Below are 7,217 nucleotides of genomic sequence, written 5' to 3' on the forward strand. Positions count from 1 at the left end.
GCCTGCCTCCGCCTGGGGGCGGGGCTGCTTGGCCCGGGAGTGAAGATGCGGTTTCTTGTTTGTGGTGGGGCGGGGTACATCGGCAGCCATATGGCGCGCCTGCTGGCTGAGCGTGGGCATGCCGTAGTGGTGCTGGATGACTTGTCCAACGGGCACCGCCAGGCGGTGCAGTGGGGGCCCTTGCTGCAGGTCGACCTGCTTGACAGGGCCGCGTTGGAGCAGGTGTTCGCCGCGCAGGTATTTGACGGTGTATTCCACTTTGCTGCCCGCTCGGTGGTTAGCGAATCGATGGCCCAGCCATTCGACTATTACCGTTGCAATGTGGTGGGTACCTTGAATCTGCTCGATGCCATGCGCCGGCATGGGGTGGGGCGCTTCATTTTTTCCTCCACAGCGTCGGTGTTCGGGCAGCCGCTGCAGGCGGAGATCGACGAACAACATCCACGGCAGCCTATCAATCCTTATGGCAGCAGCAAGTTGATGGTGGAGCAGATGCTTGCCGCCGCCGCCGCCGCGTACGGCCTTCGCTCGGTATCGCTGCGTTACTTCAATGCCGCGGGCGCGTCTTACGATGCATGCATCGGGGAGGCCCATGCCTGTGAAACCCATCTGATCCCCAACGTCCTGCGTTCGATTCTGGGGGCGGCGGCACCGTTGCAGGTTTTCGGCGACGACTATGCCACCCCGGACGGCACCTGCATCCGTGACTACGTGCACGTGGAAGACCTGGCCGATGCCCACCTGCGTGCCCTGCATTTTCTGGAGCAGGCCCCCGGAGCGCATGCCTTCAACCTTGGCAATGGGCAGGGGTTCTCGGTGCGGCAGGTGATTGACGCTGCGTCGCGGGTGGTTGGCCGACCGGTCCCGTACCAGGTGGCGCCGCGACGGTCGGGCGACCCGGAAACACTGGTGGCCTCCAGCCGCAAGGCGCGCGAGGTATTGGGCTGGGAAGCCCATTGGACCGAGCTGGATGCGATCATCGAGTCTGCTTGGCGTTGGCACCGTGCCCAGCCCTGGTAGGTGGCGGCAACTGCTGCTGGTCCGGTCCAGCCCGCACACCCTCGGGGTGATTGCCTGAGCCTGTGACGGGTATTCGGGGCGCAGGTGCGCGCACTTGATGAGGTCATGGGTACAATTGAGGGGTTATCGTCCGGCCAGGGGAAAACCATGAACACCGTCGTCAACGCCAATTTGGTGGGCATCACCGGTATTGCCCGTCGGCTTGTCCAGGACGGCGCGCTGGATGAGGCGGTAGCCCGCACCGCCATGGCGCAGGCGGCCGACGCCAAGGTGCCGCTGGCGCAGTGGCTGGCCGACAAGAAGCTGGTAAGTGCCGCCCACATGGCCGCTGCCAACGCCATGGAATTCGGCATGCCCTTGCTGGACGTGTCGGTGTTTGACGCCAACCAGAGCGCGATCAAGCTGGTCAGCGAGGAGTTGCTGCGACGTCATCAGGTGCTGCCGCTGTTCAAGCGCGGCGGCAAGCTGTTTGTCGGCACCAGCAATCCCACCCAGCAGCTGGACGAGATCAAGTTCCAGACCAATCTGGTGGTTGAGCCCATCCTGGTGGATGAAGAACAGATCCGGCGCACGCTGGACCTGTGGATGGCCAGCAATGATTCGCTGGGTGACAGCCTGGGTGGTGATGACGAGGGCATGGGCGACCTGGACGTCGCTGCCGGCGACGAGGACATGGGCGGCGGCGGTGATTCGGGCATCGATGCCAAGGGCGACGACACGCCGGTGGTCAAGTTCGTCAACAAGGTGCTGGTGGATGCGATCCGCAAAGGTGCATCGGACATCCACTTCGAGCCCTATGAAGATGACTACCGCGTGCGCTTCCGCATCGATGGCCTGCTCAAGACCGTGGCCAAGGCACCGGTAAAGCTGAATCAGCGTATCGCCGCGCGATTGAAGGTGATGTCGCAGTTGGATATCGCCGAGAAGCGCGTGCCACAGGATGGTCGCATCAAGCTGAACCTGTCCAAGTCCAAGCAGATCGACTTCCGTGTCAGTACCTTGCCCACCCTGTTCGGCGAGAAGATCGTGCTGCGTATCCTGGACGGCAGCGCGGCCAAGCTGGGTATCGACAAGCTGGGTTACGAGCCGGAACAGCAGAAGCTGTTCCTTGAGGCCATCCACAAGCCTTACGGCATGGTGCTGGTCACTGGCCCTACCGGTTCGGGCAAGACGGTGTCGCTGTATACCGCGCTGGGCATCCTCAACGACGATACCCGCAATATCTCCACGGCCGAGGACCCGGTGGAAATCCGTCTGCCCGGCGTCAACCAGGTGCAGCAGAACAACAAGCGCGGCATGACCTTCGCAGCGGCGCTGCGTTCGTTCCTGCGACAGGATCCGGACATCATCATGGTCGGCGAAATCCGTGACCTTGAAACGGCCGAGATCGCGATCAAGGCGGCGCAGACCGGTCACATGGTGTTGTCGACGCTGCATACCAATGATGCACCGCAGACCATTGCGCGTCTGATGAACATGGGCATCGCACCGTTCAACATCACCTCGTCGGTGACCCTGGTCATCGCCCAGCGTCTGGCCCGTCGGTTGTGCTCAAACTGTAAGCGCCCGGTGCAACTGCCGGAGAACGCATTGCTGGCTGAGGGTTTCACCGCCGCGCAGATCGATGCCGGTGTGCAGCTGTTCGAGGCGGTGGGCTGCGATGAGTGCACCGAGGGTTACAAGGGTCGTACCGGTATCTACCAGGTGATGCCGATGACCGATGAGATTGCGGCCATTGTCCTGCAGGGAGGCAACGCAATGGATATTGCCGATGCCGCGCAGAAGATCGGGGTCAATGATCTGCGCCAGTCCGCCTTGTTGAAGGCATCGCAGGGCATCACCAGCCTGGCCGAGATCAACCGCGTCACCAAGGACTAAACCTGCATGTAGTGCCGAGCCATGCTCGGCAAGCATGCGGCCTGATTGGTAGTGCCGAGCCATGCTCGGCAGGGGCCTGCTGGTTAAACGGCCTGCCGAGCATGGCTCGGCACTACAGGGGCCTTATTCCATCCCCAGTTTTTTCAGCTTGTAGCGCAGTGCGCGGAAGGTGATGCCCAGCTGCGCGGCGGTACGGGTCTTGTTCCAGCGGTTCTCTTCCAGCGCCTTCTGGATCACGTTGCGCTCCATCTGCTCGATGTACGAGGGCAGGGCGGCGCTGCTGGGGTCGATGTCGACCAGCGGCATGTCGATCGGCGCTTCAATGGCTTCTGGCAGGGCGGGTGCGGGTAGGGCGGCAGCTGCTGGCACGGGCGCGGCTTGCGGCAGGCGCAGGTCGCTGGCCGCGATGGTTTGTCCGTCGGCCAGTGCAAGCGCGCGTTCCAGGATGTTCTCCAGCTCGCGCACATTGCCCGGGAATGAATAGGCGGCAAGCGCCTCCACCGCACAGGCAGCCAGCTCCGGTGTGGGCTGCCCTTGGGCGTGTGACAGGCGCCGCAGGATGGCATCGGCCAGCTGTGGCAGGTCACCACGGCGTTCGCGCAGCGGTGGTACACGCAGCTCGATGACGTTGATGCGGTAGTACAGGTCGTGGCGGAAGCGGCCGTCCTGGATCAGGGTGCCCAGGTCCTTGTGGGTGGCCGACAGGATGCGTACGTCCACCGGTATTTCGGTGGCGGCGCCCACCGGGCGCACCGATTTTTCCTGGATGGCGCGCAGCAGCTTGACCTGCATCTGCAGGGGCAGTTCGGCCACTTCGTCCAGGAACAGGGTGCCGCCATTGGCAGCCTGGAACAGCCCCGGCTTGTCGGCATGGGCGCCGGTGAAGCTGCCCTTGCGGTGGCCGAAGAACTCGCTTTCCATCAGCTCGCCGGGTATGGCACCGCAGTTGACCGGGATGAACGGCCCTGCGGCGCGGGCACCTTGGTCATGGATGGTGCGGGCGACCAGTTCCTTGCCCACCCCCGACTCGCCCAGGATGTAGACCGGGGCCTGGCTGCGTGCGACCTTGGCGATGGTGCCACGCAACTCGTCCATCGCCGCCGAGGCGCCGAGCAGCCGCGTGGCGTTCTCGGGGGGCGCGGACGGCGCCGGCCGTGCGGCGTTGTTGAGTTCCAGCGCATGCCGTACCAGGCCGCGCAGGACGTTGATATCCACCGGTTTGCTGACGAAGTCGAAGGCGCCGGCTTTCAGTGCTTCCACCGCCAGGTCCATGCTGCCAAAGGCGGTGATCATGGCCACCGGCGTGCGCGGGTAGTCGCGGGTGATCTCGGTGACCAGTTCGATGCCGTTGCCGTCAGGCAGGCGCATGTCGGTCAGGCACAGGTCGAACGGGTTGCTGGCCAGCAGCTCACGTGCCTCGGCGAGGTTGGCGGCGGTGCTGATGCGCAAGCCCATGCGGCCCAGGGTAAGGACCAGCAGCTCGCGGATGTCGCGTTCGTCATCGACGATCAGGGCGCTGTTTGTTGCATTCATGAAGAGACGATAGCCGAGGAGGGCGGCTGCCTACAAACGGGGGTGGGGGGCGCCGCTGGTCAGCGGCCTTGTGCAGTGAAGGCGGTCTTGGGGGTGCTCAGGGTCAGGCGGAAGCATGCGCCGCCGCCGGGTACCGATACATAGTCCAGCTGCGCCTGGTTGGCGCGGCAGAGCTCGCGGGCGATATACAGGCCCAGGCCGGTGCCATGCTCGGAGGTGGTGTAGAACGGGCGGAACAACTGCGCGGCAATGGCATCGGGGATGCCGGGGCCGCGATCCATCACGTCGATCACTGCGTTGCGCTCGCCGGAGGCCACGCGTATCCGCACCCGCGCCGGCTCTTCGGCCACCCGGCCATATTTCAGGGCGTTGTGCACCAGGGCGGTGAGCACTTGGTGCAGGTGCCGCGAATCCATCAATGCCGGTACCGAGGGCTCGCGGATGATCACCTCCAGGCTGTCGGTGTCCCCCGACAGCGTCTGCTTGTACTCCAGTACGAAGCGGCGCACGAAGGCCGCCAGGTCGAGGTTTTCGGGATTGGCGCGTTCCCGCCGGGCCATCGCCAGCACGCTTTCAACGATGCCGTTGGTGCGCTGGCATTGCTGGTGGATGATCTGCAGCAGGCGCCGGTCCGCGTCCCCGATATGTTCGGATTCCTCCAGCAGCTGGGTGGCGTAGTTGATGGCCGCCAGCGGGTTGCGGATTTCATGCGCCAGGCTGGCCGAAAACCGGCCCAGGGTAGACAGGGTAAGTGACTCGGCGCGCTTGGACACGACGCTGGTGTCATCCAGGAACACCAGGGTCAGGTCACTGTCGGCCAGCAGGCGGGCAAACCGGGGCAGGACCTCGGGCTGGTCGGGTATCAGCTGCAGCGGCTGTTCCTCCTCCTGCCAGCCGCTGCGCCAGCGTTGCAGGCGGCGCGACAGTTCGGGCGAGGCGTTCGCAAGGGACTGGGGCTCGGCGCCGGTGTTGTCTTCGCTGTCGCCCAGCAGGGCACTGGCAGCCTCGTTGACAAGGGTTATCTGCCCGGCCGCATCCACCACCAGCACGCCGGTACGCATACGGCGGATGATGAGTTCGTTGACCTCGAACAGATTGGCAACCTCGGCACTGCGCCGGTCAGCGAGTTGCTGGGTGCGGCGGGTGCGGCTGCCGATCTGGTAGCTGATGAAGGCCAGCGCCAGGTAGCTGGTGACGAACATCGCCAGTTCGGCCAGCGTGCGCAGGTTGTCGCTGCCTTCAAATGCCTGCCAAATGTATTCGGTGACGCTGGCGATGCTGGCCAGCAAGGCCAGCATCATGGCGCGTGCCAACGGCAGCAGCAGGGCGGCTGCGGCAATGTTGAACAGCAGCGACATTGAAATGCCGGCGCTGGCACCGGGCAGGGCATGGCTGAGCAGGGTGGCCGCCACGATGTCGATCAACACGCTGCCGAAGACGATGGACTGCAGCCAGCGTTCGTTACGCCCCCAGAGCAGCAAGGCCAGCGAGACCAGCAGGTAGCCCACCGCCACTGCCTTGGCCAGCAGCGGGCGGTGCGCTTCGCCGGCAAACGGGGTCAGCGGGCTGAACACCAGTGCCGCCAGCAGGGTGGCGATCAGGACCCGGTACAGCGCGAAGAAATACAGCTCTCGCCGTGGTATGGATTCGATGCGGTCGAGCAGGGAGGTACTGGGGCCCAAGCCGGAGCTCCTATCCAAGCGTCATCCTCCAAGTATAGGTGCGCAGGGGGCGCCAGACGATACGTGGCAGGTGCCGCACTTTCACGTGCAAGTTGCTGAAAAACCGGCGGAAAACATGCCGGATATGGCCATTTGTACAGACTTCTTTGCGCCCCGGCGTCGGCTCGGCCACAATAGTGGGCCCGCCGCAGTCCATGCCGGTGCCCCCAAGCAGGGCCCGAGGAGATGCGTGCGGTCGTTCCTATTCCCACGGTGACGCATGAATTTCCACGAGTACCAGTCAAAACAGCTGCTTGCCGAGTACGGCATCCCGGTTCCGGCCGGCAAGGTCGCGGCTACCCCGGATGAAGCCGTTGCAGTCGCCCAGTCGCTGGGCCAGGGCCCCTGGATGGTCAAGGCGCAGATCCACGCAGGCGGCCGCGGCAAGGCCGGCGGCGTCAAGTTCTGCAAGACCGTCGAAGACGTCAAGGCCGCTGCGGCCAAGATGCTCGGCACCAAGATGGCCACCTACCAGACCGCCGGCGTCGAGCTGCCGATCAACCTGGTGCTGGTGACCACCGCCGGTGAGATCGTCAAGGAGCTGTACCTGTCGGTGCTGGTCGATCGTGGCACCCGTACCATCAGCTTCATCGCCTCCTCGGAAGGCGGCATGGAGATCGAGCAGGTTGCTGCCGAGACCCCGGACAAGATCCACACCTTGAATGTGGACTTCGTCGAGGGCGTGCAGGGCTACCACGGCCGTGACATCGGCTTCAAGATGGGCCTGACTGCCAAGCAGGCCGGCCAGTTCGCCAGCATCATGGTCAACCTGTACCGCATCTTCAACGAAAAGGACCTGGCGCTGGTTGAAATCAACCCGCTGGCCATCCTGGACGACGGCAACCTGTACGCGCTGGACGGCAAGTTCAACAGCGACGACAACGCCGCGTTCCGTCACAAGGAACTGGTTGCCATGCGCGACAAGTCCCAGGAAGACGAAACCGAAGTGACCGCTTCGGAGCTGGACATCAACTACGTCACCATGGACGGCAACATCGGCTGCATGGTCAACGGCGCAGGCCTGGCCATGGCCACCATGGACGTGATCAAGCTCAACGGCGGCGA

5 protein-coding genes are annotated in these 7,217 nt (G+C 64.2%); 3 read left to right on the forward strand and 2 right to left on the reverse strand.

Annotated elements, in window-relative coordinates; translation table 11 throughout:
* Positions 1–45: 45 nt before the first annotated feature.
* A complete protein-coding gene (gene galE / locus B2527_RS12505) occupies positions 46–1,020 on the forward strand; it encodes a UDP-glucose 4-epimerase GalE (protein WP_293713979.1) in 975 nt (324 codons plus the stop codon).
* Between the two features lie 147 nt (positions 1,021–1,167).
* Complete coding sequence (gene pilB, locus B2527_RS12510; RefSeq protein ID WP_293713981.1) at positions 1,168–2,898, forward strand: type IV-A pilus assembly ATPase PilB; 1,731 nt, start codon at positions 1,168–1,170, stop codon at positions 2,896–2,898.
* Positions 2,899–3,021: 123 nt separating this feature from the next.
* On the opposite strand, the gene B2527_RS12515 is transcribed toward pilB, so the two are convergent.
* Entirely contained in the window at positions 3,022–4,431 is a 1,410-nt protein-coding gene (locus B2527_RS12515) for a sigma-54-dependent transcriptional regulator (protein WP_293713983.1), read from the reverse strand.
* 59 nt (positions 4,432–4,490) lie between these two features.
* Complete coding sequence (locus B2527_RS12520) at positions 4,491–6,113, reverse strand: sensor histidine kinase (RefSeq protein ID WP_293713985.1); 1,623 nt, start codon at positions 6,111–6,113, stop codon at positions 4,491–4,493.
* 259 nt (positions 6,114–6,372) lie between these two features.
* Between B2527_RS12520 and sucC the strand changes: the two genes are divergently transcribed.
* A partial coding sequence (gene sucC / locus B2527_RS12525) for an ADP-forming succinate--CoA ligase subunit beta (protein ID WP_293713987.1) occupies positions 6,373–7,217 on the forward strand: 845 nt, incomplete at its 3' end.

It is taken from the genome of Stenotrophomonas sp. UBA7606 (assembly GCF_002477705.1).
Classification (GTDB): Bacteria; Pseudomonadota; Gammaproteobacteria; order Xanthomonadales; family Xanthomonadaceae; genus Stenotrophomonas.

Bases quoted from the DNA above. Each gene is read 5' to 3' on its own strand.
- pilB (WP_293713981.1), top strand. From the start codon at position 1,168: ATGAACACCGTCGTCAACGCCAATTTGGTGGGCATCACCGGTATTGCC.
- galE (WP_293713979.1), top strand. From the start codon at position 46: ATGCGGTTTCTTGTTTGTGGTGGGGCGGGGTACATCGGCAGCCATATG.
- B2527_RS12515 (WP_293713983.1), bottom strand. From the start codon at position 4,431: ATGAATGCAACAAACAGCGCCCTGATCGTCGATGACGAACGCGACATC.